Below are 24,329 nucleotides of genomic sequence, written 5' to 3'. Positions count from 1 at the left end.
CTCAGGCCACCGCCGCCAGCAGCGCCGCGTTCCCCCCTGCGGCCGTGGTGTCGATGCAGGTGTGCCGCTCGAGGATCAGCCGGGGCTTCGGGTCGGCGTCCATGATGAAGGGCACGATCGGCCCGTCGAGATCCGCGAGAGCGACGCGGTATTCCCGCGCGGCCTCACCCTCGCCCCAATAGATGACCGCATCGAACGGCGGGAGTTCCGCCAGCGCCGCGGGGTCCAGATCCGGGGCGAGGACAGGCGCGCAGCCCATGGCCGTGGTGGCCTGCGCTTGGGCACGGGCGGCCTCCTCTCCCGGGCCGAGGCACAGGACGCGGCCCCTCGGGTGCGTCGTCAGACGGTTGGACTCGCCGGTCGGTCCGGGAAGATCCACCACCGAGAGGGTCCGCGACGCGGGCACGGCGACGCGGGTGTCATGGGCCGCGGCCTCAAGCTCGGAGGCTGTGCCGGAAACGCCGGAGCCCTGCGGCGGCCGACAGAAGCGCGGCACGTAGGAGGGACCGCCCGCCTTGGGACCGGTGCCGGAAAGCCCCTGCCCGCCAAACGGCTGGCTGCCCACGATGGCCCCGATCTGGTTGCGGTTCACGTAGAGGTTGCCGGCCATGATCCGCGAGGTCAGGTCCGACACGCGGTCATCGATGCGCGAGTGCAGCCCGAAGGTCAGGCCGTAGCCCGTGGCGTTGATCTCGTCGACGACGCGGTCCAGCTCGCGCGCCTTGTAGGTCGCGAGGTGAAGCACGGGGCCGAAGATCTCTTCCTCGATGTCCGCAATGGAGGAGACCCGAATTGCCGTCGGCGCGACGAAGGTGCCGTCCTTGGGCGGCGTGCCCTCGTGCAGGACGCGGCCCTCGGCGCGGGCGGCCTCGATATGCTCCACGATGCCAGCCTTGGCGCGGGTGTCGATGACCGGCCCGATGTCCGTGGCCACCGGCCAGGCATTGCCAAGCGACATCTCGTCCATCGCGCCGTAGAGCGCCTTCATAAAGGCCGGAGCGATATCCTCCTGCACGTAGAGGCAGCGCAGGGCCGAGCAGCGCTGCCCGGCCGAGCGGAAAGCCGACATGATGACGTCCTTCACCGCCTGTTCCGGCAGCGCCGTGCTGTCCACGATCATCGCGTTGATGCCGCCGGTCTCGGCGATCAGCGGCGCGGAGGGCGCGAGGTTTGCCGCCATCGCGCGGTGGATCGCCTGCGCCGTGGCGGTGGAGCCGGTGAAGGCCACGCCGTCGATCCGGGCGTCGCTGGTGAGCGCGGCGCCGATGGTCGCGCCCTCGCCCGGCAGGAGCTGGAGCGCCTGCTTCGGCACGCCGGCTTCATGCAGCAATTCGGTGGCCCGCGCGGCGATCAGCGGCGTGGCCTCGGCCGGCTTGGCCAGCACCGCGTTGCCTGCGGCAAGGGCGGCGGCGATCTGGCCGGTGAAGATGGCGAGCGGGAAATTCCATGGGCTGATGCAGGTCACGCGACCGAGGGCGGGATGGGTCAGGCCCTCGATTTGCGCCGCGTAGTAGCGCAGGAAATCGACGGCTTCGCGCAGTTCCGCCTCGCAATCGGGGAGCGTCTTGCCGGCCTCGCGCGCCAAGAGGGCGAAGAGCTCGGCCGTGTGTTCCTCGTAGAGGTCGGCCGCCTTGTTGAGCACCTCGGCCCGGTTCGCCGCGTCCCATGGTGCGGCCGTGGCAACCGCCTTGTCGGCGTCCTCTTTCGTCGAGAGGCGCACGCGGCCCACGACATCGGAAGGGTCTGCGGGATTGGTGATGTCCAACTCCGGCCCTGCGCCATCGCCGGCCTCCCATTGCGCTTCCCGGAACGGCGCGCGGGCCGCATCGAGCGCCGCGAGGGTCGCGGGATCGGCGAGGTCCACGCCGTGGGAGTTGGGCCGCTCGGGCGCGTAGAGGTCCACCGGGAGGGTCACCGGAGTGGCGGTGCCTTCGAGCGTGACGAAAGGATCCTCGGCGACCGCCTCGGGCGGTGTCGCTTCGTCCATGATCTTGTGCACGAACGAGGAATTCGCCCCGTTCTCCAGCAGGCGGCGCACGAGATAGGCCAGAAGATCGCGGTGCGCGCCGACGGGCGCGTAGATCCGGCAGCGGGTGCCGTTGCCGCGATGCACCTGATCGTGGAGGGCTTCGCCCATGCCGTGGAGGCGCTGGAACTCGAAGGCCTGCGGGTCGTCGGCCATCTCGATCACGGCGGCGACGGTATGGGCGTTGTGGGTGGCGAACTGCGGATAGATGCGGTCCGTCATGTCCAGAAGCTGGCGGGCGCAGCTCAGGTAGCTGACATCGGTGGCCGCCTTGGCGGTGAAGACCGGGAAACCCGGCAGGCCCGCCACTTGCGCGCGCTTGATCTCGGTATCCCAGTAGGCGCCCTTGACCAGCCGCACCATGATGCGGCGGTCATGCTTCTTGGCCAGCGCGTGGAGCCAGTCGATCACCGGCGCGCTGCGCTTGCCATAGGCCTGCACCACAACGCCGAAACCGTCCCATCCGGCCAGCGAGGGATCGGAGAGGACCGCCTCGATCACGTCGAGAGACAGCTCCAGCCGGTCGGCCTCTTCCGCGTCGATGTTGAAGCCCATCTGCGCGGCCTTCGCGGCCTGCGCCAGTTCCAGCACGCGGGGCACCAGTTCGGTCAGGATGCGGTCGCGCTTGGCTTCCTCGTAGCGCGGATGCAGGGCCGAGAGCTTCACCGAGATGCCGGGGTTCTCGCGGATGTCGGCGCGGGTGGCGTGCTTGGCGAGGTAGGCGATGGAATTGGCGTAGGCGGCGTGGAAGGTCGCGGCTTCTTCGGCGGTGACGGCCGCCTCGCCCAACATGTCGTAGGAGAAGGTATAGCCCTGCGCCGCCCGGTCGCGGCCGCGCTTCACCGCCTCGGCGATGGTTTCGCCCAGAACGAACTGGTTGCCCATCTCCTTCATCGCGCGGCGGGTGGCGGCGCGGATCACCGGCTCGCCCAGACGCTTGACCGCGCCCTTCAGCGTGCCGGCGATGCCGGCCCCGTCCTCGTCCGACAGAACCGCGCCCGTCAGCATCAGCGCAAGCGTCGAGGCATTCACCAGCCCGGATTTCGATTTGCCCCGGTGGCCGGACCATTCGGCGGGGACGATCTTGTCCTCGATCAGCGCGTCGACGGTGGCGTCGTCGGGCACCCGCAAGAGCGCCTCGGCCAGACGCATCAGGGCCAGCCCCTCGGCGGTCGACAGGCCGTATTCGGCGAGGAAGACCTCCATCAGCCCGCCGCGATCCTCTGCCCGGATCTCGGCCACCATGCGCGTCGCGCGCTCCACGGCGGCCGCGCGCGTGGCGGCATCGATGGGATGCGCCGCCGTCAGACGGGCCAGCGCGGCGGCGTCGTCTTCAAGGTAGGCGGATGAGATTTTTCGGCGAAACGAGGAGAGGTCAGACATGGCACGCAAACTCCGGCGCAGGGGTGTAATAACCCCACATATCACCCCCGGCATGGGCAAATTGCCCAATGAAGGGGCGCGTGTTACAGATTCGGACCAAAGTTAGCCCGGAACCCGTCCAGCATGCCTATTTCGATCCCGAAAGTCAGCGAACTTGACCCCGCCGACATGCGAATCCTTCGTGTGCTGGCCACCGACGGGCGCATCCCGGTCACGGAACTGGCCACCCGCGTGGGCCTGTCCAAGACGCCCTGCCAGACCCGGATGAAGCGCCTGCAGGAGCAGGGCTATATCCAGGGCTTCCGCGCGATCCTTGATCCGGTGCGGCTTGGCCTTGCCCATGTGGCCTTCGTCGAGGTCCGGTTGAGCGATACGCGAGAGCCTGCCTTGCGCGATTTCAACACCGCCGCCCGTGCCGTGCCCGAGATCGAGCAGTGCCACATGATTGCCGGTTCCTTCGATTACCTGCTGAAGGTGCGCTCGACCGACATCGCCGATTATCGCCTCGTCCTGGGGGAAGTGATCAGCCGCCTGCCCCATGTCGCGGCGACCTCGACCCATGTGTCGATGGAGGCGGTGAAGGACGAAAACGGGCTCGCCTGAGGCCCCTCCCCCCGCGCGCCGTTTCACAAAGCTTGCGTTCGCGCTTCGGGCGCGTAAGCGTGCGCGGCGGGGACCGTGCGCGCACCGGTCCGACAGCATTCGCAACATTTCGGAGAACGCGTATGGTGAAGACAGCATTCGACACGACCCCCACGCGCAGCAGCTATGACGTGGTGATCGTCGGCGGCGCGATCATGGGCTCGAGCACGGCATGGTGGCTGACGGAGAACCCGGATTTCAACGGCTCCGTCCTCGTCGTGGAGCGCGACCCGAGTTACGAGATGTGCTCCACCGCCCATACCAACAGCTGCATGCGGCAGCAGTTCTCGACCGAGTTGAACGTGCACATCAGCCAGTTCGCCGCCGATTTCGTGAAGAACATCCGCGCGCGCATGGGCAATGACGAGCGCATCCCCGAACTGTCGATCCGCTCTTTCGGGTATCTCTACCTCGCCGATACCGAGGCTTTCGCCGAGGTGCTGCGCCGCAACATCGAGGTGCAGCATCGCGCGGGCGCCGCGACGCGCCTTCTGAGCGCCGCAGAGATCAAGGAGGCCTACCCCTTCTACAACGTCGACGACATCGTGCTCGGCTCGATCAACACGGTGGACGAGGGCTATTGGGACGGTGCCGCCGTCTTCGATTGGTGGAAGCGTCAGGCCCGCGAGCGCGGCGTGGAATATGTCGCCAACGAGGTGGTCGCGATGACCCGCGAGGGTACACGCATCGCCAGTGTGACCCTGAAAACCGGCGAGGTCATCGCCTGCGGGCAGGTCGTCAACGCCTCCGGCCCCCGCGCCGCACGCACCGCGAAGATGGCGGGCATCGAGGTGCCGGTCGAGCCGCGCAAGCGCTATTCTTGGGTCTTCAAGGCCGAGACCCCGCTGGACCGTGACCTGCCGCTGACCATCGACCCCTCGGGCGTGCATTGCCGTGAGAACGGGGGCGGCACCTATCAGGCGGGCGGCCATGCGGAGATCGATCCGGCGGCCGACCCCGAGGATTTCGCCATGGATCACAGCCTGTGGGAAAACCACATCTGGCCGGTGCTGGCGACCCGCATCCCTGCCTTCGAGGCGGTGAAGGTGATCTCGGAATGGACCGGGCACTACGCGGTCAATACGCTCGATCACAACGCCATCCTCGGCCCGCATCCGGACGTGGAGAACTTCGTCTTCCTCAACGGCTTTTCCGGCCACGGGCTGCAACAATCCCCCGCCATGGGGCGCGCCACCGCCGAGTGGCTGACCCACGGTGAATACCGCACGCTGGACATGAGCGCCTTCTCCTACGAGAGGGTCATGCGCAATGCTCCGATCATCGAGACCGCTGTAATCTGAGAGGCAAAAACATGCTTGAAAAAATCGTCCTGACCGGCGCCGCTGGCCGCTGCGGCTCCATCCTCCGGCCCGCGCTGGCCGCCATGTGCAAGACGCTGGTGAGCACCGACATCGTCGAGAGCATCGACGGGCTGGCCGAGAACGAGAGCTACGTGAAGGCCGACCTCGCGAGCTATGACGCCATCGCCGCGCTGATGGACGGGGTCGAAATGGTGGTGCACTTCGGCGCCATCGTCGACGAGGGCCCCTTCGAGGAGCTTCTGGGGCCGAATTTCATCGGCTCCTACAACGTCTGGGAAAGCGCCCAGAAAGCGGGCGCGCGGCGGATCGTCTATGCCTCCTCGATCCATGCCGTGGGCATGCACCCGCGCCAGTCGTTCATCGGCATCGACGCCGAGCACCGCCCCGACACCTTCTATGGCCTCGCCAAGTGCTTCACCGAGGATCTGGGCCGGATGTACTGGGAAAAGCGCGGCATCGAGAGCGTGCATCTGCGCATCCTCTCCTGCGCGCCGGTCAAGAACGCCCGTGCGCTCGGGACATGGCTGAGCGACGGCGACCTCGTGCGGCTGGTGGAGCGTGCCATCGACACGCCGACCACGGGCTTCGCGGTGATCTACGGCGTCTCGGCCAACGACCGCGCGCCGGTGGACAATTCCAAGGCGGCGTTCCTCGGCTACAAACCGCAGGACAATGCCGAGCAGTTCGCCGAGGAAATCCTTGCGCAGGAAGGCGCAGGAGACCCCACGGACCTCGCGCAGATGGTCCACGGGGGCCCCTTCGGCCCGGTGCCTCTTGGTAAAGGTGGGGCAGCCGCCGCGGCCAAAGGCGACGACTAAACGATCGTCTTCCTGAACTTCAGCGACGGATGGTCCTGCATCAGATCCCGCAGGACCAACGTCGGCCGGCAGGTATCTTCCTCGGCAAACTGGCTTTCCGCGACGCGCCACTGATTGTCGCTACGACGCAGCGTACAAAGGCCGGTGTAGGATTCCTTCACCGTGCCTGACGCGTCGCGCCAGTTGGTGTCGTGGACCCCCTTGATGGTCTCGGGTCCATCGAATTGCGCCATGGCGCAGGTGCGCTCGAGGTTGCGTACGCCGCTGACGGACATGTTCGTCTGCAAGCTGTCGAACACGCGGCGCAGCTGTTCTGCGGTCTCGATCGTCACACGGCCTTCAAAAGTTTCAAAGACATGGGGAAGTTCGAAAAAGGGCAAATAACGGTTGAATTCATTAAGATTAATTGCGTCGCCGTACCCATCGAGTACGGATTGATAAATCGTGACGGCGAGGTCGTTTCTGTCGCTCACGGTGCCTCCAGGTTCTGCTACGCGCCTGCTCGTTAATTCGAGCAAGCGTCCCTTACGTAGGGGAAGAACACCTGTATACAGATTTGGTTCCCTAGAAGTTTTTTACCTTACGTCCATTAATTTGTCGCCAAATCTCTTCGATCACGTCGCGCGCCATCATGACGTCGTCCCGCGTGCAGTCGAATTGGCCGACCTGAAAGCGGATCACCTTGCGCCCGTTGAGCGCACCTTGGGTCAGGTAGATGCGTCCGTCATCGTTGAGCGCATCAACGAGCCGTTGCTGATCGGCATCGCTGCCCGGACAGCGGAAGGAAAACAGGCTCAGGATCGGCTCTGACGTGATCTCGAACCCTTCGATCTCGCGGAGGGCGTCACACAGTTCCCCCGCCCATTGCACGTGGTTGCGGATACGGGTGCGCAGGCCGTCGAGGCCATAGCAGCGGATCAGGAACCAGATCTTGAGCGCCCGGAAGCGGCGACCGAGTGGAATGGTCCATTCGCTGTAATTGGTCACCGCGTCGCCCGTGGTCCGCAGGTACTCCGGCTCGATCTTGAGGGTGTTCAGCTGCGGCTGCGCGTCGCGCAGGAACTGGATCGAGCAATCGAATTGCGCGCCGAGCCACTTGTGCGGGTTGAAGACGATGGAGTCGTAGCCGGCGACCCCGTTCCAGAAATCGGCGTGGAACTCGGGGCAGATCATGGCCGACCCGGCCCAGGCGGCATCGAGGTGCGTGTAAAGATCATGGGCCTTGGCGACCTCCAGCACCGCGCCCAGATCATCCGAGGCCCCGACGCCGGTGCCGCCGGTGATCGCGATGATGCCCGCGGGCGTGTGCCCCGCCGTGATATCGCGCGCGATCGCGTCTTCCAGCGCGACGACATCCAGCGCAAAACGCTCCCCCTTGGTGGGCAGTTTCACGAGGTTGTCCTGCCCGATCCCCGCGACCCAGGCGGCGCGGTCGATGGAGGAATGCACATGCTCCGAGCAGTAAACCCTGAGCGCGCCCTTGCCCGACAGGCCCTCGCGGTTGCCGGTATAGCCCGTCGCCCGCTCGCGCATCGTCAGCACCGCCGAAAGCGTCGCGGAGGAGGCGCTGTCCTGAATGACGCCGGTATAATCTTGCGGAAGATTAAGGGCCTGGCGGAGCCAATCGACCATCACGCCCTCCACCTCGGTCGCGGCGGGAGACGTCTGCCAAAGCATGCATTGCGCCGCGACCGTGTTGACCAGTTGCTCGGCCAGCATCGACGGCGGCGCGGCGTTGGCGGCGAAATAAGCGAAGAAGCGCGGGTGCTGCCAATGGGTCATGCCGGGCATGACGATGGCCTCGAAATCCGCCATGACGGCGTCCATTGCCTCGGGCGCGTCGGGCGGCGAGACGGGCAGTTGCGCGGCGATCTCACCCGGCCTCGTCTGCGCCCGCACCGGCCGCTCGCGCAGCGTCTTGTGATACTGCGCGCCCCACTCGGCAATCCTGCCGCCCCAACGGGCGAAATCATCCCAATCCATTCGGTGTCCCTCTCCCAAGCCCGCATCGCCCCAAGCGACGCGACGGTTAGACCAGCTTTTCGACGCGGGTGCATCCCATGTATGAGGCGGCGAAGTTAGCCGACACGATCCGTCGTGACTTGGAAAACGGACCGCCTTGCGTTACCTGCCTCAGGGCGCATCGCAGCGGGCCGTTCCGGGCAATATTGCGACGTCACGGGCGCGCCGTCAGTCAAGCGACAAGGTACAGCATGAGCCAGCCAGCGGACCTCATCCAGATCGGAACCTTGCAACAGGTCACGCCCGTGACAGCTGTTGGCAAATCTGGCGACCTGCCCCGCGTGAGCTGCGTCACCCTCTGTCACAACGAGGTGCTGATCGTCGAACAATTCCTCGACCACTATCGCGCACTGGGCATCGAACAGTTCTACATCGTCGACGACCGGTCGACCGATGGCACGTTCGAGATCCTGAAAGAGCAGCCGGATGTCGCGGTGTTTCGACCGATTGGGGATGCGGAGTTCAAGGACAACGTCGCCGCTTGGAGACATTTCCTCTTAAACGAGTACTGTGCCGGGTCATGGGTCTGTCTGCCAGACATGGACGAATTCCTGTACCTTGCCGACAAAACCCGCACTCTTCCGCAAACAGCGGAGGCTCTCGATCATGCGGGAGAGGCTGCTTTAATTGCTGCCATGATCGACATGTATGCAGACCTGCCAATCAACGAGCAACGCTATGATGGCTCCGTCCCTCTGACACAGGCTTTCCCCTATTTTGACGGTCAAGGCGAAGTACCATCCGGCCTGCGGATCGCAGCCCTGCCCAAGAAATTTGCGCGTCGTTTTCCGACACCGCCGGTTTGCTTCATGGGCGGCGTGAGAGAGAGGCTTTTTTTCACGCCGAGCCGGCTATCATCGCTCAAACGCACGTTGCTCTCGACCTATTCCAACATGAACCGGCCAATTAATCCGTCTTGGTTACAGGCTTGGCAAAATAGATTAACGCGTGCCGCGACCAAGTCTGCCTTCACAAAATCTCCGGTCATCTTGAACAAATTTGCGCTTCTCAAATGGCAGGTTGGCATGAAATTCCATCGTGCGCCCCATGCCATCAACACCAAGGTCCCGGTGTCGGAATCCATCGCCGCTCTGCTGCACTTCAAGTTCTACAAGGGCGTCTCGGGCTTCGAGTACAACGTGCAGCGCGGGCAGCACGCGGGTGGGAGCACGATGTATTCCACGATGATCGATAAATCGGACGCCCTCGAGACCTCCCCCGTCTGCAGCGTCAGCCGGCGGTTCGAGGGGGTGGAATCCCTGAAAGGGATCGTCCGCTAGATCGGTGGCGAAAGCTCGGCCGTGCCCGGCGGGTTCGGCACGGCGAGGTAGTTTTCCTTTGGGATGCTGACGAGCCCTTTCAAGCCAAGCAGGTCCTTGTCCTCCTGCGAGAGGTCGTCGATGGCGGCGTGAACAGCGCGGGTTATGGCCGGGGCGTCGTTGCTGGCGGAGGTGATCAGCGGCAGGCCCGGGGTGGGCGCGGTCCAGGCGAGGACCCTCAGGCGGGGGGCGAAGGGGTCGAACCTTTCGATGTTGCGCCATGTAACTGCGTCCAGAGAGGCGATGTCTGCCGTGCCGTCGGCCACGGCGCGCGCGGAGGCGAGGTGCGCGCCGGTGTGGAGGCGATCCTGAAAGAAGAAGCCGTGGTCGTGCAGGTGCCAGAACGGCGCCGCGAAGCCGGATTGGGAGAAGGTCTGGTTGTAGGCAAATCGCGCGTTTGCGAAGTCCGTCACCTGCTCTCGCGGGTCATCCGCCCGCACGACAAGCGCGCTGCGGTAGTGGCCCGGCGGGCAGGCGTCGAGCCCGTAATCCGGCGTTCCGACAAGGCTCACCTGCCCGTGGAGCCAGAGCCGATAAGGCATGCCGCAGGTCTGGCTCAGGACCAGCTCGGGATCGCGCCAGACGGAAAACTCTTCGGCGTCCTGCGACAGGCTTTTGGGCGCGGGAATGCCGTCCGCGCGCAGCCGGTCCCGGATCGCAGACCACAACCTGTCATGGGCCGCCGCAAGCTCGGGCCGCTGGTACATCATCAGGCTGGCAATCATCGGCGGGTCCCGCTTTGGAGTGTGTTGTCACGTCGAGGGCAACCTACAGGCGGAACTGGTGATTGTCGAAACGCGGTTGGCCGGACCGAAGTGATATCGACAGGCTCATGGCGGGTTCACCGGACAAAGGGTTATGACCGGGAGTTGCCGCTTTTTTCGAATGGGGCAATAGTGCGTCACGGTATTTCATTACGTAGAGTATTGTCATGGGCGCTCCAACAATGGCGGCAGGCTTTGCCGCCGCGCTTGCGGATTTCGCCGTGGGCCAAGGCGCGGACAGGTCCAGCCTGCTGTCCGCCAGCGGCCTGAGCGAGGCGGATCTTCGTGATCAGGACAACCGCATTCCCGTCGCCTCATACGAGGCGCTGATCGGGGCGGCGATTTCCCAGACCGGTGACACGGCCCTTCTGCTGCGCCACACCTTTGCGTCAGAGCTGGAAACCATGTCGGTCGTCGGCCAGATCGTGCACACCTCGGCGTCACTGGCGCATTCCATCGCGCAGTTGAATCGGTACCTCCGCCTGATGTCCGAGCGTGATGCGGCGCAGGGGCGCGATCGGTTCGAACTGTTGGAAACGCCGCAGGGGCTCTGGATCATTGATCACCTGATTTTCCCTGAAACCGAGTATCTGGGCACCGAAGCCTCTTTCGCGCGGTTCATCAGCGAGTTTCGCCGGTCGTTTCCGAACCTGACCTTCGGCATCGAACTGGAGGTGACCTATGCGCCGCCGCCGCATGTGGATCAATATCCCGAGCTTTTCCGCCTTCCTGTCCATTTCAATGCCGCGCGCAATGCGCTGCGGATCGATCCCGTCTGGATCACCGACGATTCCGATTTCGAGCCCGGACACGCCTACGCCTTTGGCATCTTCACGCGCCACGCCGACGCGCTGCTGGAAGAGCTGGAAGCCGCCACCACCACGCGCGGCCTCGTCGAGGCGCAGATCCTGCCTCGGTTGCATGAAGGCAGCATTTCGATGGATCGCGTGGCCCGTGACGTGGGGATGAGCCGCCAGACGCTTTATCGGCGGCTGAAGGATGAGGGCCTGACCTTCGGCGAAGTGCACGACGATCTCCGCAAACGCATGGCGCTGGATTACCTGAGCGCGCAGAAGGTCTCGGTCAACGAGACGGCCTACCTGTTGGGCTTTTCGGAGGCATCCTCTTTCGTGCGGGCCTTCAAGCGCTGGACCGGCCACAGCCCCACGGCCTACCTCAACCGCGCGGCCTGACGCGCCGATTGTTACCAAGTGTCAAACGGCTGATACATCCGGTCATGCCGCAGCGCCGCATCGGGGCTTATCTCCTCTCTCATCAAATTGACGAGAAAGGTCACGATATGAAAACTCTCACGATTGCCACGGTTGCGGGCGTCAGCCTTCTGGCCGCCTGCGCCGATAGCGGGGCAAATTACACACCGATCCTTGACGGCGCGCCGACCGCGGCCTTCCGCTCGGACCTGAGCGCCTGTCAGACCCTTGCGCGCAACCAGAACCAGTTTGATCAGGATACTCTGGGTGCGACGGTCATGGGCGCGGGCGCGGGCGCGCTTCTGGGACAGGCCGACACGGGCGACGCCTTGGGCGGCGCGATTGCCGGCGCATTGGCCGGCGGCGTTGCCGGCACCGTCGAAGCCGGAGAGCGGCGGGAAGCCATCGTCGTCGAATGCCTGCGCGGGCGCGGCCATGCCGTTGTCGGTTGAGCGCCGCAGGATGAGACCGACCATGACCATCCTGCATTGCCGCAATCGGCGTTTTTTGGCGCTGCACCTTTTGCTGACCGGACAGTTTCTCCGCGACGCGCGCGCTGTGCCTCCGGCCGATGTGCCCCCCTCTCTGCCGGGTCAGCGTCGCTGCTGATCCGGCCCTTTTCCGGAGCCTTGCCATGTCCACCGCATCCGCCTTTGCCCTGATCTACGCGACTTGCTGCGCGCTGCCTCTCGCCATGCAGATCGGCCTCGCCATGGGCGCGCCATGGGGCCGCTTCGCCAATGGCGGGCGACATCCCGGCGTTCTGCCCCCGAGGTGGCGCATCCTGGCCGTGGTACAGGGCAGCCTTCTTGCCGCGATGGCCTGGGTGGTTCTGGCAAGGGCCGGCGTGATCGCGGCAGAGGTCCCCGATGGCCTGTTCTGGGCAGCACTCGGGCTTTCCATCCTCACCGCCATTGCCAATGCGATCAGCCCCTCGCGCCCTGAAAGGCTGCTTTGGGCGCCTGTCACATGCGCCATGGCCGTGAGTGCCCTGGCTGTCGCATTTCTTTAAGCCATTGGAGCCAAGACAATGAAAACCGTCTTCATCGCCGGCGCGACCGGATACCTCGGGCGTCATCTTTGCGAGGAGTACCACCAGCGAGGCTGGTACGTCATGGCGCTTGTCCGAAACGCCGAGCGTGCGCGAGGCGTGACGGCGGACCAATTGATCGAAGCCGAAGCCACCCGGCCCGAGACCCTTGTCGGCACCATGTCGGGCGCGGATCTGGTGATCTCGGCGCTTGGGATCACGCGGCAGGCCGACGGGTTGAGATATTGGGACGTCGATTTCCAAGCCAATGTGAACCTGCTGCGCGAGGCCGAGGCTGCGGGCGTCCGACGCTTCGCCTATATCCATGTGCTCAACGCCGGGGCCATGTCGGATGTCCCGCTGGTGGCGGCAAAGGCGGCTTTTGTTGAAGCCTTGGCCGACAGCCCGCTACGCGCCACCGTGATCGCGCCCTCGGGGTATTTCTCGGACATGGAGGACATTCTTGCGATGGCGCAGGCCGGGCGGGTCTGGCTGTTTGGCGACGGCGGGTGCCGGATCAACCCGATCCACGGCGCGGACCTGGCTTGCGCCAGCGCCGAGGCCATCGCGGAAGGCCGGGATTGGTTGGACGTGGGCGGGCCGGACGTCCTCACGCTTGCGGAGATCGCCGGGCTCGCCTTTGCCTGTGTGGGTGCGCGCAGCCGCATCACCTATGTGCCCGATCTCCTGCGTCGCGCCGCGTTGCGGCTTCTGCCGTGGATCACGCCGCGCAAGATCCATGGGCCGGCGCAGTTCTTCCTGAGCGCCATGGCGCAAGACATGGTCGGAGAGCGTCACGGCACGAGACGCCTGAAGGATCATTTCGCTGACATCATCAACGCAGAACGGAGCCTATCATGACCCTGCGCACCTTTGGCGGCTTGGCCGCACTTCTCTGTGGCGGCACCTACGTGTTCGGTTTCGCCCTCCTCCTCACCGTTCTTGCGCCGTTGGGTTTTGGCAGCGGCGAGCTCGATGCCGACGCCGTCGTCGCCTTTGCCAGCGAAAACCCGGGGCTCCTGATCACGTGGAATACCGGCATCTACATCATCAACGCTTTGGGCCTGACGGTGCTAGTCACAGCCCTGGCGGCCCACTTGCGGCCAGCCACGCCGGACGGCGCTGCGCTGACCCGCGCCTTCGGGTTGATCTGGGCCACGTTGGTATTGGCGGCCGGCATGGTGGCGAATGTCGCCGTTGAACGTGCCGTGACCCTTGCAGCGCATGACCCCGAGGGGGCCGCGCAAACCTGGGAGGTTCTGCACGCCGTCGAGCTTGGCCTTGGCGGCGGCAACGAAATCGCGGGGGCGGTCTGGATCGCTTGCGTCAGCCTCTTCGGGTGGCGGGGCAAGGGCCTCGGGCGGTTCACCTCCCTGCTCGGCCTCGTGACCGGGGCCGCCGGGATCATCACGCTCGTCCCCGCAGCGGGAGACGTGGCGGGAGCCGTCTTTGGCCTCGGCGCCATCGGGTGGTTCTTCGCCATCGGGGTTGACCTGCTCCGCGTCCGCGCGCGGCCCGGGCCAGCGGCGGCTGGCGTCTAGGCGTCCGCCGCGCCGTCGGGCGTCAGGCGTCCGGAGGCGAGTGCGGCGGCCATGACCATTGCGGCGGCGCTTGCCAGCATGAGGGAGAGGCCGCCGATTTGGTAGGTCAGGCCCGACAGCAGCGTGCCCAGGAGGCGGCCCGCGGCGTTGGCCATGTAGTAGAAGCCCACGTCCATCGTCACGCGTTCGGCCTTCGAGAACGACAGGATCAGGTAGGAATGGAGCGAGGAATTGACCGCGAAGACCATCCCGAAGACAAGCAGGCCGGCCACCAGCGTCACCGTCAGCCAGTCCTGCGGGCCATCTGCCACCAGCGAGGCGATTGTCAGCACCACCGGCACCGCGGCCAGCCCCCAGGCCCAGTTCCGCGCGGCGTCTAGAAGGGCGGCCTCCGAGCGGGAGGCGGCGCGCAGGATACGGGGGGCATTGGCCTGCACCAGCCCGTAAAGGATGATCCACCCCGCCATGAAGGACCCGATGAGAAAGAACGTCGCGCGGTTACCGGCCTCGGTCCCATCGGACAGGACCGCGTAGAAATAGATTGGGATGCCGACGACGAACCAGACGTCGCGCGCGCCGAAGAGGAAGACCCGCGCGACGCTGAGCCAGTTCACATTGGCCGATTTCGAGAAGACCTCGGAGAACTTCGCCCCCTTGCGGCCCTTGGGCAGACCTGCGGGCATGGCGACCAGCACCGCCGCGAGGATGAGCGCCAAGATCGCCGCCATGCCGAGGACGGCCCAGACGAACCCCAGTGTCGCCAGAAGCGCCGCGCCCAGAAGGAAGCCCACGCCCTTCACCATGTTCTTGGACCCGGTCAGCAGGGCGACCCACCGGAACAAGCCGCCGCCCTCTGCCGGAGCCAGAAGCTTCACGGCGGATTTCGCGGACATCTTGGCGAGGTCCTTCGCCACGCCGCTTGCCCCCTGCACCAGCATCACGAAGACGACCGACAGGCCGATGGCCCACGCCGGGTCGAGCATCGCCAGCGCGAGCAGCGCCAGAACCTGCAACCCGAGCCCCGCGTAGAGCGTCGAGGTCAGACCGAACCGCGCCGCGATCCAGCCCGCGCAGAGGTTCGTCACGATGCCCGCGATTTCATAGAGGATGAAGAGGTAGGCCAGTTGCACCGGCGAGAAGCCGAGGGTGTGAAAGTGCAGCAGCACCAGCATCCGCAAGGCGCCATCGGTCAGCATGAAGGCCCAATAGGCGGCAGTGACGGCGACGTAGGCCGAGAGCCCCTCGGGGCGCGGGTTGGCGGTGCTCACAGGCCGTCCCCGACCATCCGCGCCACGTCGACGAGCCGGTGCGCGTAGCCCATCTCGTTGTCGTACCACGCGTAGATCTTCACCTGCGTGCCGTTCACCACCATGGTGGAGGGCGCGTCGACGATGCTGGAGCGCGTGTCGTTGGTGTAATCGGTGGAGACCAGTGGGCGCTCCTCGTAGCCCAGGATGCCCTTGAGCGGCCCCTCGGCGGCTTCCTTGAAGAAGGCGTTGACCTCCTCGGCCGTGGTCTCGCGCGCCACCTCGAAGACGCAGTCGGTTAGCGAGGCGTTGAGCAGCGGCACCCGGACGGCGTGGCCGTTCAGACGGCCCTTGAGCTCGGGGTAGATCAGGGTGATCGCCGTCGCGCTGCCGGTCGTCGTCGGGATCAGCGAGTTGAGCGCCGAGCGCGCGCGCCGCAAATCCTTGGCGGGCCGGTCAACGATGGTCTGCGTGTTGGTCACGTTGTGGATCGTCGTGATCGAGCCATGCCGGATGCGGAGGGAATCGTGGATGACCTTCACCACCGGCGCGAGGCAATTGGTGGTGCAGGAGGCGGCGGTGACGATCCGGTGGCGGTCGGCGTCATAGGTGCTCTCGTTCACGCCCATCACGATGTTGGCGGTATCGCCGTCTTTCACCGGGGCGGAGACGACGACCTTCTTGACGCCAGCCTCGAAATACGGCGCGAGGGCGGCCTCGGACTTGAACGCGCCGGTGCAGTCGATCACGACGTCCACGCCCTCGAGCGGGAGAGCCGTAAGGTCGCGGGTGCCGATGAACGGCAGCCGGGTGCCGTCGATCGTGACGCTGTCGTCGTCATAGGCGAACTCGGCGTTCCAGCGGCCGTGAACGGTGTCGAACTCCAGCAGATGGGCGTGCATGTCGGGCGCGCCCACGCCGTCGTTGATCCAGGCGATCTCGGCGCCGCTCTCGAGCAGGGGTTTCAGGGCGAGTTTGCCGATGCGGCCAAGGCCGTTGAGGGCGAAAACAGTCATGAGGGCGATCCTTCGGTAGGCGTGTCGGTCGTGGTGAGACGGGCGAGATCATCAACGGCCCATTGCAGGGACATCCTGTCCAGCGCGTCGAGCGGGAGGGCTGTAAAGCCGAGCATCCGGTTGTGCAGTACGCCGTAGGCCTGCTGGAATGCGAGGCTGCGTTCCGCGTCCGATCCTTGCGCCTTGACCGGATCGGGCAGGCCCCAATGGGCGCTGATCGGCTGGCCCTGCCATGTCGGGCATTCCTCGTTCGCGGCCTGATCGCAAACGGTGAAGACGAAATCGAAGCGGGGGGCGTCAGGGCCTCGAAATTCCGCGATATTCTTGGCCCTCAGCGCCGAGACGTCATGGCCCTTCTGCTGCAGAACCGCCACGGCGAAGGGGTTCAGCTCGGACTGCGGTTTGGTGCCTGCGGAATGGACCTCGAAGCGGTCACCGGCCATGTGCCGCAGGATCGACTCCGCGAAGATCGAGCGGGCGGAATTGCCGGTGCAGATGAACAGGACGTTGTACTTGCGGTCGGGCATGCTGTGCTCTCCCTTCGGCGATGCGACGGCCGGCGCGCATATTTCGGGACGCCCCCGGCAGCAATCATTCAACAGGTAATCAATGGTCTCTCGCGCCGCTTCTAGATGGGCTGCGTAACGCAGAGATGTCCCCACCCGCTCCTGCGTCACCATGCCCGCCTCGAGGAGCGCCTTGACGTAGCTCGACAACGTGTTCGGCTTCACGTCCAACGCGGCGGCCAGTTCCGTGGCCGGCACCCGGTCCGGGTATCGCCGCATCAGCAAACGAAACACCGCGAGGCGTTGGGGATGACCGAGGACGGTCAGGCGATGTGGGATCAGTTGTTCCATAATTCGCGAATATGCGAAGTATGGAGGCTGCGCCAGTGAAAGTTTTGTGACAACGGGTGGCTTGCGGACGGTGGCGGGAGTGGGCCGCGCGGGTTAGCCGCCCTCTCCCAGAAGGCGCCGGGTCAACGGAGAGTCGGCGAGTTGCCCAGTCAGGCGCTGCACTGAGGGGCGGTGATCTTGTAGAAGAAATCGGAAGGCGCGGAGGCGGACCTCCGCGCACCCCGCTCAGGCGAAGGCCTGCAGGCCGGTGATGCCGCGGCCCATGATCAGGGCGTGGACGTCGTGGGTGCCCTCGTAGGTGTTGACCGCTTCGAGGTTCATCACGTGGCGGATGACGCCGTATTCGTCGCTGACCCCGTTGCCGCCGTGCATGTCGCGGGCCTCGCGGGCGATGGCGAGGGCCTTGCCGCAGTTGTTGCGCTTCATCAGCGAGATCAGTTCGGCCGGCGCCGTGTGATCGTCGAACATGCGGCCCAGTTGCAGCGCGCCCTGCAGGCCGAGGGCGATCTCTGCCTGCATGTCGGCGAGCTTCTTCTGGATCAGCTGCGTCTGCGCCAGCGGGCGGCCGAACTGCTTGCGGTCCATCGTGTAGTCGCGGGCCGCGTGGAAGCAGGCCTCGGCTGCGCCCATGGCGCCCCAGGCGATGCCGAAACGCGCGCGGTTGAGGCAGCCGAAGGGGCCGGCGAGGCCGCTGACTTCGGGCAGAAGGTTGTCTTCGGGGACAAAGACCTCGTCCATCTGGATCATCCCGGTGATCGAGGCGCGGAGCGAGAACTTGCCCTCGATCTTGGGCGCGTTCAGCCCCTTCATGCCCTTCTCGAGGATGAAGCCCTTGATCTTGCCATCATGGGCGTCGGACTTGGCCCAGATGATGAAGACATCGGCGATGGGCGAGTTGGTGATCCAGTTCTTGGCGCCCGAGATCGAGTATCCGCCGTCGACCGGCTTGGCCCGCGTCACCATCGAGCCGGGGTCCGAGCCGTGATCGGGCTCGGTCAGGCCGAAGCAGCCGACCATGCGGCCCGAGGCCAGCTCGGGCAGATATTTCTGGCGCTGCGCCTCGGTGCCATAGGCGAAGATCGGGTGCATCACGAGGGAGCTCTGCACCGACATGGCCGAGCGGTAACCGCTGTCGACCCGCTCCACCTCACGCGCGACGAGGCCGTAGGAGACGTAGTTCGCCCCGATGCCGCCGTATTCCTCGGGGATGGTCGCGCCGAGCAGGCCCATGTCGCCCATCTCGGTCATGATCTCGCGATCGAACGTCTCGTGCCGGTTGGCCATCACCACCCGCGCGCCGAGCGCTTCCTGGCAATAGGCGCGCGCCGAGTCGCGGATCATCCGCTCCTCTTCGTTCAGCTGGTTCTCCAGCAGGAACGGATCGTCCCAGACCAACGCCGCAGGTTTCGCGCGGGCGGCTTCGGGGCCCGATTTTGAAGGGGTCATCTGGTTCACGGGATCTCTCCAACACTTAATGATCCAGAAATTGGTAGAAGCGACGTTCATTTATTTCAAGTATAAAATATTTTTGCTTGAAATACATTCTGCCTCTTCGTAGCCTCGACCCAACGGAACAAGAGAGTGGGTCGAACATGCGTATTGCTTGTCTTGGAGGCGGCCCGGCTGGCCTCTACTTTGGGATCTCGATGAAGCTTCGCAATCCGCAAGCCGAGATCACCGTGTTCGAGCGCAACAAGGCGGATGACACCTTCGGTTGGGGCGTCGTCCTGTCTGACGAAACACTTGATAACCTGTCGAAAAACGACGCCAAGAGCGCCGCCGTGATCCGCGAGAATTTCGCCTATTGGGATGACGTGGCTTTGCACCATCAAGGCCAGAAACTCGTGTCCAGCGGCCATGGTTTCTGCGGGATCGGACGCAAGAAGCTACTGCTGATCCTGCAGGACCGCGCGCGGGAGTTGGGCGTCGATCTGCAGTTCCAGACCGAGATCGCCTCGGCCTCGGCCTACAAGGATGACTACGACATCGTGGTGGCCTGCGACGGGCTGAACTCCAAGACGCGGATGGAGTTTGCCGACGCCTTCAAGCCCGACGTCGATACCCGCAAGTGCCAGTTCGTCTGGCTTGGCACCCACCAGCGCTTCGACGATGCCTTCACCTTCATATTCGAGGACACGCCCAAGGGGTGGGTCTGGGCCCATGCCTACCAGTTCGACGATGACACGGCGACGTTTATCGTGGAGTGCAGCCAGAAGACCTTCGATGCCTACGGTTTCGGCGAGATGAGCCAGCAGGAAAGCATCGCCGTCTGCGAGGAGATCTTCCGCGATCATCTGGATGGCCACGCTTTGATGACCAACGCCAACCACATTCGCGGCTCTGCCTGGATCCAGTTCCCGCGCGTGCTCTGCGAGAAGTGGAGCCACGAGAACGTGGTGCTTCTGGGCGACGCCTCGGCGACGGCGCATTTCTCCATCGGGTCCGGCACCAAGCTGGCGCTGGAGAGCGCGATCGCGCTGGCCGACGACATTACCGAGAAGCCGACGCTGGAAGAGGCCTTTGCCAATTACGAGGACGAGCGGCGGCTGGAAGTGCTGCGCCTGCAATCGGCGGCGCGCAACTCCGTCGAATGGTTCGAGGACGTCGAGCGTTACCTGCACCTCGACCCGGTGCAGCTGAATTACTCCATGCTGACCCGGTCGCAGCGGATCAGCCACGAGAACCTGCGCACCCGCGATCCGGAATGGCTCGGCTCGGCGGAGGCATGGTTCATGGAACAGGCGGGGGGCGATGCGACCTCCCCGGCCCGCGCGCCGATGTTCGCCCCCTTCGCGCTGCGCGACATGAAGCTGAAGAACCGGATCGTCGTCTCGCCCATGGCGCAATACAAGGCCGTCGACGGCACGCCGACCGACTGGCACCTGATCCATTACGGCGAGCGCGCCAAGGGCGGTGCGGGGCTGGTCTATACGGAGATGACCTGCGTCTCGCCCGAGGGCCGCATCACGCCCGGCTGCCCTGGCCTCTATGCTCCCGAGCACGAGGCCGCGTGGCGCCGTCTGACCGACTTCGTCCACAATGAGACCGAGGCGAAGATCTGCTGCCAGATCGGGCATTCCGGCCGCAAGGGCTCTACCCGCGTGGGGTGGGAGGGGATGGACAAGCCGCTGGAAGATGGCAATTGGCCGATCCTGTCGGCCTCGGACATCCCGTGGTCGGAGGAGAACGCGGTGCCCGAGGCGATGAACCGCGCCCAGATGGACCAAGTGAAGGCCGAGTTCGTCGCCGCCGCCGAGATGGCCGAGCGCGCGGGTTTCGACATGATCGAATTGCACGCCGCCCACGGCTACCTGATTTCCTCGTTCATCTCGCCGCTGTCGAACCGGCGCGAGGATGAATACGGCGGCAGCCTCGAGAACCGGATGCGCTACCCGCTGGAGGTCTTCGACGCGATGCGCGCTGTCTGGCCCGAGCAAAAGCCCATGTCGGTGCGGATTTCGGCCAGCGACTGGGCCGGGGACGAGGGCATCACGGCGGAGGATGCCGTGGAGATTGCGAAGATGTTCGAGGCCCACGGCGCGGATATCATCGACGTGTCGGCGGGCCAGACCTCGACCGAGGCGCAGCCGGTCTACGGCCGGATGTTCCAGACGCCGTTTTCGGACCGCATTCGCAACGAGGCCGGCATCAAGACGATGGCGGTCGGCAATATCTACGAGGCCGACCACGTGAACTCGATCCTCATGGCGGGCCGCGCGGATCTGGTCTGCCTCGCGCGTCCGCACCTGGCTGATCCTTATTGGACGCTGCACGCGGCCACCGCGCTCGGCGATCGGCAGGAAAACTGGCCGCAACCCTACGAGGCGGGCCGCGACCAGGCGTGGCGTCTGGCGGACCGGGCGGCAGAAATGGTGGGTCAGGTATGAGCCATGTCGTGATCACCGGCGGCGGCTCGGGCGTGGGCGCAGAAACGGCGCAGCAATTCGCTGCCGCCGGATACACCGTCACCATCATGGGCCGGCGCGAGGCGCCCCTGCAGGCGCAGGGATTGTCCTACCAGATCTGCGACGTGACCGATGCCGAGCAGGTTGCCGCGGCGTTCGAGTTGGCCCGCGCGCAGCACGGTCCGGTCACCATGGTGATCGCCAACGCGGGCGCGGCGACGTCCAAGCCCTTCGCGAAGATGACGCCCGCGGACCTGCACGGGATGCTCGACGTGAACGTCCTGGGCGTCTTCAACGTCTGGCAGGCCGCCCTGCCCGACATGAAGGCCGCGGGCGGCGGGCGGATGATCGCCATCGCCTCGACCGCCGGGCTGAAGGGTTTTCCCTATGTCGCGGGCTATTGCGCGGCGAAACACGGCGTCGTCGGGCTGACCCGCGCCCTGTCGCTGGAACTGGCGCGGACCGGGATCACCGTGAACGCGATCTGCCCCGGCTTCATCGAGACGCCGCTGCTGGACCAATCGGTGGAGAACATCGTGGCGACCACCGGGATGAGCGCCGAGGATGCGCGCAAATCGCTGGTGAAAAGCAACCCGCAAGGTCGGTTCATCCAACCCGAGGAAGTGGCGGCAACGGCGCTCTGGCTCTGTTCCGATGCGGCCCGCTCGGTCAACGGCCACACGCTGAGCCTGTCCGGAGGCGAAATCTGATGCGGCAGCCCTCTCCCGAAGTTCTCGCCCCACCCTCGAAGGAGCGCCTCCGGCTCTGGTTGCGGCTGCTTAAGACCAGCCGCTCGATCGAGACGGTGCTGCGCGAAAACCTGCGCGAGGAGTTTGCCACGACCCTGCCGCGCTTCGACGTGATGGCCGCGCTCTCGCGCTTCGAGGACGGGCTCAAGATGAGCCAGCTCTCCGGTGTCCTGCGGGTCTCCAACGGCAACGTCACGGGCATCGTCGACCGGCTGGCCGAGGACGGCTTCCTTGTCCGCGTGCCCGTGCCCGGTGACCGACGCGCCTCGGTCGTGCGGCTGACGCAACGGGGTGTTGAGGAATTTGAGAGGCAGGCCAGCGCCCACGAGGCATGGATCGACTCCATGCTGGAGGGCTTTGCCGCCGAAGAGGCCGCCGATATCGGCGCGCGGCTCGAACAACTTGAAGCCAAGCTTCACTCTGGAGGAAACGCCTGATGCGCACCGACGTCACCCACTTCAAATGCGAGATCACCGACGGGATCGCGACCATCGCGCTCGACCGGCCGGACCGCAAGAACCCGCTGACCTTCGACAGCTATGCCGAGCTGCGCGACTGGTTCCGCGACCTGCACTATTCCGACGAGGTCAACGCCGTGGTCTTTGCCTCGAACGGCGGCAACTTCAGCTCGGGCGGCGACGTGCACGACATCATCGGGCCGTTGACGAAGATGACGATGAAGGAGCTTTTGGCCTTCACCCGGATGACCGGTGATCTGGTCAAGGCGATCGTGAACTGCGGCAAGCCTGTCATCGCGGCGATCGACGGCATCTGCGTGGGTGCCGGCGCGATCATCGCCATGGCCGCCGACATGCGCATCGCCACGCCCGAGGCGAAAACCGCCTTCCTCTTCACCCGCGTCGGGCTGGCGGGCTGCGACATGGGCGCTTGCGCGATCCTGCCCCGGATCATCGGCCAGGGCCGCGCGGCGGAGCTGCTCTACACCGGCCGCTCGATGAGCGCCGAGGAGGGCCACGCCTGGGGCTTCCACAACAAGCTGGTGGCAGCCGACGATTTGGAGGCCGAGGCCCAGACCATGGCCGCCCGGATCGCGGCGGGGCCGAACTTTGCCCACATGATGACCAAGACGATGCTGGTGCAGGAATGGTCGATGTCGATCGAGCAGGCGATCGAGGCCGAGGCCCAGGCCCAGGCGATCTGCATGCAGACCGGCGATTTCGAGCGCGCCTATAACGCCTTCGTTGCGAAGGAAAAACCTGCGTTCGAGGGCAACTGATGGCTGATCAATCCTTCCTCCACTGGCCGTTCTTCGACCCCGCGCACCGGGACTGGGCCGCGCAGGTCGAAGAGGTGGCCGCAGGGCTGAACATCGACCACGGCGATACCGACGCGGCCTGCCGCACGCTGGTCACGACCCTTGGCGAGGCGGGCATTTTGCAACGCACCGCCAGTCCCGACGGCACGCTTGACGTGCGCACCCTCTGCCTCGCGCGCGAGACCTTGGCGCGCCACGACGGGTTGGCCGATTTTGCTTTCGCGATGCAGGGGCTTGGCACCGGGGCGATCTCGCTTTTCGGCAGTGACGCGCAGAAGGACGCATGGCTGCCCCAGACCCGCGCGGGACGTGCGATCTCGGCCTTTGCGCTGACCGAGCCGCAATCGGGCTCGGACGTGGCGAACTCCACCATGACGGCGACGCGCGACGGCGCGCATTACGTGTTGAACGGCCAGAAGACATGGATCAGCAATGGTGGCATCGCCGATGTCTACACCGTCTTCGCCCGCACCGGTGATGCGCCGGGGGCGCGCGGTCTTTCGGCCTTCGTGGTGCCCGCCGATACGCCCGGCCTGACCATCGCGGAACGGCTCGACACCATCGCGCCCCATCCGCTGGCGACGCTGGATTTCAGCGACTGCCGCATCCCCGAAAGCGCCCGCATCGGCGAGAGCGGCGCGGGCTTCAAGATCGCCATGGCGGTGCTGGACGTCTTCCGCTCCACCGTGGCCGCCGCCGCGCTTGGCTTTGCCCGCCGCGCGCTGGACGAGGCGGTGGCCCGCGTCACCGCGCGTCACGTGCAGGGCGCGCCGCTCTCGGATTTGCAAATGGTGCAGGGGCATATCGCCGACATGGCGGTGGACATCGACGCCTCGGCCCTGCTGGTCTACCGCGCAGCCTGGACCAAGGACAGCGGCGCGCCGCGGATCACCCGCGAGGCGGCGATGGCAAAGCTTTTCGCCACCGACCACGCGCAGGAGGTCATCGACAAGGCGGTGCAGCTGCACGGCGGAGACGGTGTCCGCTCGGGTGAGACGGTCGAGAAACTTTACCGCGAAATCCGTGCCTTGCGCATCTACGAGGGCGCGTCCGACGTCCAGCGCGTGATCATCGCACGACAAACCCTGGGTCACTGAGACCCGCCGCGAAGGAGGCGCCCCATGAACGATCCGATGACCGGCCTCACAGCGCCCTTCCCTGCGGCCCAGACCCTTCAATCCGGCGGCTTCCTGCCCCGCAA

22 protein-coding genes are annotated in these 24,329 nt (G+C 65.5%); 14 read left to right on the top strand and 8 right to left on the bottom strand.

Annotation, left to right across the window (positions count from 1 at the left end):
• Position 1: 1 nt before the first annotated feature.
• Positions 2 to 3,409: a bifunctional proline dehydrogenase/L-glutamate gamma-semialdehyde dehydrogenase PutA gene (gene putA, locus KYE46_RS05310; RefSeq protein ID WP_219003978.1), complete on the bottom strand. Its 3,408-nt coding sequence runs from the start codon at positions 3,407 to 3,409 to the stop codon at positions 2 to 4.
• A gap of 123 nt (positions 3,410 to 3,532) precedes the next feature.
• Here putA and KYE46_RS05305 point away from each other — a divergent pair, with 123 nt between their 5' ends.
• From KYE46_RS05305 to KYE46_RS05295, 3 genes are all read left to right on the top strand, one after another.
• Positions 3,533 to 4,012 carry an Lrp/AsnC family transcriptional regulator gene (locus KYE46_RS05305; protein WP_219003977.1) on the top strand — a complete coding sequence of 160 codons (480 nt, stop codon included), beginning with the start codon at positions 3,533 to 3,535 and terminating at the stop codon, positions 4,010 to 4,012.
• Between the two features lie 122 nt (positions 4,013 to 4,134).
• On the top strand, positions 4,135 to 5,352 hold the full coding sequence (locus tag KYE46_RS05300; RefSeq protein WP_219003976.1) for an NAD(P)/FAD-dependent oxidoreductase: 1,218 nt from the start codon (positions 4,135 to 4,137) through the stop codon (positions 5,350 to 5,352).
• Between the two features lie 11 nt (positions 5,353 to 5,363).
• On the top strand, positions 5,364 to 6,191 hold the full coding sequence (locus tag KYE46_RS05295; protein ID WP_219003975.1) for an NAD-dependent epimerase/dehydratase family protein: 828 nt from the start codon (positions 5,364 to 5,366) through the stop codon (positions 6,189 to 6,191).
• Here KYE46_RS05295 and KYE46_RS05290 read toward each other — a convergent pair.
• Together KYE46_RS05290 and KYE46_RS05285 are read right to left on the bottom strand one after the other, a co-directional pair.
• A complete protein-coding gene (locus KYE46_RS05290; RefSeq protein ID WP_219003974.1) occupies positions 6,188 to 6,664 on the bottom strand; it encodes a hypothetical protein in 477 nt (158 codons plus the stop codon). The genes KYE46_RS05295 and KYE46_RS05290 overlap by 4 nt on opposite strands.
• A 91-nt stretch (positions 6,665 to 6,755) precedes the next feature.
• Entirely contained in the window at positions 6,756 to 8,174 is a 1,419-nt protein-coding gene (locus KYE46_RS05285; protein ID WP_219003973.1) for a pyridoxal phosphate-dependent decarboxylase family protein, read from the bottom strand.
• 230 nt (positions 8,175 to 8,404) lie between these two features.
• On the opposite strand from KYE46_RS05285, the gene KYE46_RS05280 reads away from it, so the two are divergent.
• On the top strand, positions 8,405 to 9,493 hold the full coding sequence (locus KYE46_RS05280) for a glycosyltransferase family 2 protein (RefSeq protein WP_219003972.1): 1,089 nt from the start codon (positions 8,405 to 8,407) through the stop codon (positions 9,491 to 9,493).
• On the opposite strand, the gene KYE46_RS05275 is transcribed toward KYE46_RS05280, so the two are convergent.
• Entirely contained in the window at positions 9,490 to 10,257 is a 768-nt protein-coding gene (locus tag KYE46_RS05275; protein ID WP_219003971.1) for a phosphate/phosphite/phosphonate ABC transporter substrate-binding protein, read from the bottom strand. The genes KYE46_RS05280 and KYE46_RS05275 overlap by 4 nt on opposite strands.
• A 206-nt stretch (positions 10,258 to 10,463) precedes the next feature.
• Between KYE46_RS05275 and KYE46_RS05270 the strand changes: the two genes are divergently transcribed.
• The 5 genes from KYE46_RS05270 (at position 10,464) to KYE46_RS05250 (ending at position 14,078) form a co-directional block, all read left to right on the top strand.
• The gene (locus KYE46_RS05270; protein WP_219003970.1) at positions 10,464 to 11,489 is read left to right on the top strand and encodes a helix-turn-helix domain-containing protein; all 1,026 of its coding nucleotides are present in this window, start codon (positions 10,464 to 10,466) and stop codon (positions 11,487 to 11,489) included.
• A 107-nt stretch (positions 11,490 to 11,596) separates the two neighbouring features.
• Positions 11,597 to 11,959, top strand: a complete 363-nt coding sequence (locus KYE46_RS05265; RefSeq protein WP_219003968.1) for a glycine zipper family protein — start codon at positions 11,597 to 11,599, stop codon at positions 11,957 to 11,959.
• Positions 11,960 to 12,141: 182 nt separating this feature from the next.
• Complete coding sequence (locus KYE46_RS05260) at positions 12,142 to 12,519, top strand: hypothetical protein (protein WP_219003966.1); 378 nt, start codon at positions 12,142 to 12,144, stop codon at positions 12,517 to 12,519.
• 18 nt (positions 12,520 to 12,537) lie between these two features.
• A complete protein-coding gene (locus KYE46_RS05255; RefSeq protein ID WP_219003964.1) occupies positions 12,538 to 13,398 on the top strand; it encodes an SDR family oxidoreductase in 861 nt (286 codons plus the stop codon).
• Entirely contained in the window at positions 13,395 to 14,078 is a 684-nt protein-coding gene (locus tag KYE46_RS05250) for a hypothetical protein (protein ID WP_219003963.1), read from the top strand. The genes KYE46_RS05255 and KYE46_RS05250 overlap by 4 nt, the downstream gene beginning before the upstream one ends.
• Here KYE46_RS05250 and arsJ read toward each other — a convergent pair.
• The 4 genes from arsJ to KYE46_RS05230 all read right to left on the bottom strand — a co-directional run bounded on the left by arsJ (position 14,075) and on the right by KYE46_RS05230 (position 18,644).
• Positions 14,075 to 15,274: an organoarsenical effux MFS transporter ArsJ gene (arsJ, locus tag KYE46_RS05245; protein ID WP_428845085.1), complete on the bottom strand. Its 1,200-nt coding sequence runs from the start codon at positions 15,272 to 15,274 to the stop codon at positions 14,075 to 14,077. The two genes, KYE46_RS05250 and arsJ, sit on opposite strands and share 4 nt — an antisense overlap.
• Positions 15,275 to 15,342: 68 nt before the next feature.
• Positions 15,343 to 16,341 carry an ArsJ-associated glyceraldehyde-3-phosphate dehydrogenase gene (locus KYE46_RS05240; protein WP_219003961.1) on the bottom strand — a complete coding sequence of 333 codons (999 nt, stop codon included), beginning with the start codon at positions 16,339 to 16,341 and terminating at the stop codon, positions 15,343 to 15,345.
• Positions 16,338 to 17,198: an arsenate reductase/protein-tyrosine-phosphatase family protein gene (locus KYE46_RS05235; protein ID WP_219003960.1), complete on the bottom strand. Its 861-nt coding sequence runs from the start codon at positions 17,196 to 17,198 to the stop codon at positions 16,338 to 16,340. Before KYE46_RS05235 ends, KYE46_RS05240 begins: the two co-directional genes overlap by 4 nt.
• Positions 17,199 to 17,423: 225 nt before the next feature.
• Positions 17,424 to 18,644, bottom strand: coding sequence for an acyl-CoA dehydrogenase (locus tag KYE46_RS05230; RefSeq protein ID WP_219005020.1), 1,221 nt, complete (start codon positions 18,642 to 18,644; stop codon positions 17,424 to 17,426).
• Between the two features lie 146 nt (positions 18,645 to 18,790).
• Between KYE46_RS05230 and KYE46_RS05225 the strand changes: the two genes are divergently transcribed.
• Genes KYE46_RS05225 through KYE46_RS05205 form a run of 5 tightly spaced genes read left to right on the top strand, consistent with a single transcriptional unit; the run spans position 18,791 to position 24,225 of the window.
• A complete protein-coding gene (locus KYE46_RS05225; protein WP_219003959.1) occupies positions 18,791 to 21,085 on the top strand; it encodes a bifunctional salicylyl-CoA 5-hydroxylase/oxidoreductase in 2,295 nt (764 codons plus the stop codon).
• On the top strand, positions 21,082 to 21,813 hold the full coding sequence (locus KYE46_RS05220; protein WP_219003958.1) for an SDR family NAD(P)-dependent oxidoreductase: 732 nt from the start codon (positions 21,082 to 21,084) through the stop codon (positions 21,811 to 21,813). Before KYE46_RS05225 ends, KYE46_RS05220 begins: the two co-directional genes overlap by 4 nt.
• Positions 21,813 to 22,289: a MarR family winged helix-turn-helix transcriptional regulator gene (locus KYE46_RS05215; protein WP_219003957.1), complete on the top strand. Its 477-nt coding sequence runs from the start codon at positions 21,813 to 21,815 to the stop codon at positions 22,287 to 22,289. The genes KYE46_RS05220 and KYE46_RS05215 overlap by 1 nt, the downstream gene beginning before the upstream one ends.
• A complete protein-coding gene (locus KYE46_RS05210) occupies positions 22,289 to 23,089 on the top strand; it encodes an enoyl-CoA hydratase family protein (RefSeq protein ID WP_219003956.1) in 801 nt (266 codons plus the stop codon). Before KYE46_RS05215 ends, KYE46_RS05210 begins: the two co-directional genes overlap by 1 nt.
• Complete coding sequence (locus KYE46_RS05205; protein WP_219003954.1) at positions 23,089 to 24,225, top strand: acyl-CoA dehydrogenase family protein; 1,137 nt, start codon at positions 23,089 to 23,091, stop codon at positions 24,223 to 24,225. The genes KYE46_RS05210 and KYE46_RS05205 overlap by 1 nt, the downstream gene beginning before the upstream one ends.
• Positions 24,226 to 24,329: the final 104 nt, after the last annotated feature.

It is taken from the genome of Gymnodinialimonas ceratoperidinii (assembly GCF_019297855.1).
In the GTDB taxonomy this organism is placed as follows: domain Bacteria; phylum Pseudomonadota; class Alphaproteobacteria; order Rhodobacterales; family Rhodobacteraceae; genus Gymnodinialimonas; species Gymnodinialimonas ceratoperidinii.
Note: the sequence above shows the minus strand (reverse complement) of the source record. Positions and strands in the feature narration are given on the sequence as shown.

Coding starts and splice junctions, on each gene's coding strand:
- putA (WP_219003978.1), bottom strand. CDS start 3,409: ATGTCTGACCTCTCCTCGTTTCGCCGAAAAATCTCATCCGCCTACCTT.
- KYE46_RS05305 (WP_219003977.1), top strand. CDS start 3,533: ATGCCTATTTCGATCCCGAAAGTCAGCGAACTTGACCCCGCCGACATG.
- KYE46_RS05300 (WP_219003976.1), top strand. CDS start 4,135: ATGGTGAAGACAGCATTCGACACGACCCCCACGCGCAGCAGCTATGAC.
- KYE46_RS05295 (WP_219003975.1), top strand. CDS start 5,364: ATGCTTGAAAAAATCGTCCTGACCGGCGCCGCTGGCCGCTGCGGCTCC.
- KYE46_RS05285 (WP_219003973.1), bottom strand. CDS start 8,174: ATGGATTGGGATGATTTCGCCCGTTGGGGCGGCAGGATTGCCGAGTGG.
- KYE46_RS05280 (WP_219003972.1), top strand. CDS start 8,405: ATGAGCCAGCCAGCGGACCTCATCCAGATCGGAACCTTGCAACAGGTC.
- KYE46_RS05275 (WP_219003971.1), bottom strand. CDS start 10,257: ATGATTGCCAGCCTGATGATGTACCAGCGGCCCGAGCTTGCGGCGGCC.
- KYE46_RS05270 (WP_219003970.1), top strand. CDS start 10,464: ATGGGCGCTCCAACAATGGCGGCAGGCTTTGCCGCCGCGCTTGCGGAT.
- KYE46_RS05265 (WP_219003968.1), top strand. CDS start 11,597: ATGAAAACTCTCACGATTGCCACGGTTGCGGGCGTCAGCCTTCTGGCC.
- KYE46_RS05260 (WP_219003966.1), top strand. CDS start 12,142: ATGTCCACCGCATCCGCCTTTGCCCTGATCTACGCGACTTGCTGCGCG.
- KYE46_RS05255 (WP_219003964.1), top strand. CDS start 12,538: ATGAAAACCGTCTTCATCGCCGGCGCGACCGGATACCTCGGGCGTCAT.
- KYE46_RS05250 (WP_219003963.1), top strand. CDS start 13,395: ATGACCCTGCGCACCTTTGGCGGCTTGGCCGCACTTCTCTGTGGCGGC.
- arsJ (WP_428845085.1), bottom strand. CDS start 15,274: ATGCTGACCGATGGCGCCTTGCGGATGCTGGTGCTGCTGCACTTTCAC.
- KYE46_RS05240 (WP_219003961.1), bottom strand. CDS start 16,341: ATGACTGTTTTCGCCCTCAACGGCCTTGGCCGCATCGGCAAACTCGCC.
- KYE46_RS05235 (WP_219003960.1), bottom strand. CDS start 17,198: ATGGAACAACTGATCCCACATCGCCTGACCGTCCTCGGTCATCCCCAA.
- KYE46_RS05230 (WP_219005020.1), bottom strand. CDS start 18,644: ATGACCCCTTCAAAATCGGGCCCCGAAGCCGCCCGCGCGAAACCTGCG.
- KYE46_RS05225 (WP_219003959.1), top strand. CDS start 18,791: ATGCGTATTGCTTGTCTTGGAGGCGGCCCGGCTGGCCTCTACTTTGGG.
- KYE46_RS05220 (WP_219003958.1), top strand. CDS start 21,082: ATGAGCCATGTCGTGATCACCGGCGGCGGCTCGGGCGTGGGCGCAGAA.
- KYE46_RS05215 (WP_219003957.1), top strand. CDS start 21,813: ATGCGGCAGCCCTCTCCCGAAGTTCTCGCCCCACCCTCGAAGGAGCGC.
- KYE46_RS05210 (WP_219003956.1), top strand. CDS start 22,289: ATGCGCACCGACGTCACCCACTTCAAATGCGAGATCACCGACGGGATC.
- KYE46_RS05205 (WP_219003954.1), top strand. CDS start 23,089: ATGGCTGATCAATCCTTCCTCCACTGGCCGTTCTTCGACCCCGCGCAC.